Annotated in this window: 1 protein-coding gene; it reads left to right on the top strand. The window is 28.8% G+C overall.

Annotation, left to right across the window (positions count from 1 at the left end; translation table 11 throughout):
* A partial coding sequence (locus VJI94_RS08635; RefSeq protein WP_324009073.1) for a hypothetical protein occupies positions 1-192 on the top strand: 192 nt, incomplete at its 5' end.
* Positions 193-250: the final 58 nt, after the last annotated feature.

The following is a 250-nucleotide window of genomic DNA, read 5'->3' as shown; positions in this document are numbered from 1 at the left end:
AGTATTGGGAGTGTAGTCCATAAAATTGAAATTAAAAAAGAAGACCAATATAAATCACGTTCATTGGGAATGAGTAGGAAAAATATCAAAATTGCGGTAAAAATATCTCCTAAAATATTTAAACAAGTACCAAGTAATATCCAGTATTTTTCGGGAAAAGAACGAATCAATAAAGCTGGAAACAATGGATAAAATAGATGTCCCTTTATTAAGGAATTATTTTTTTCCCCTTTTTTACCACTGTAGTAAT

This window comes from Parvimonas sp. D9 (assembly GCF_035282565.1).
Lineage (GTDB): Bacteria > Bacillota > Clostridia > Tissierellales > Peptoniphilaceae > Parvimonas > Parvimonas micra.
The sequence above is the reverse complement of the archived record's forward strand: the minus strand, read 5'-3'. Positions and strand labels throughout refer to the sequence as shown.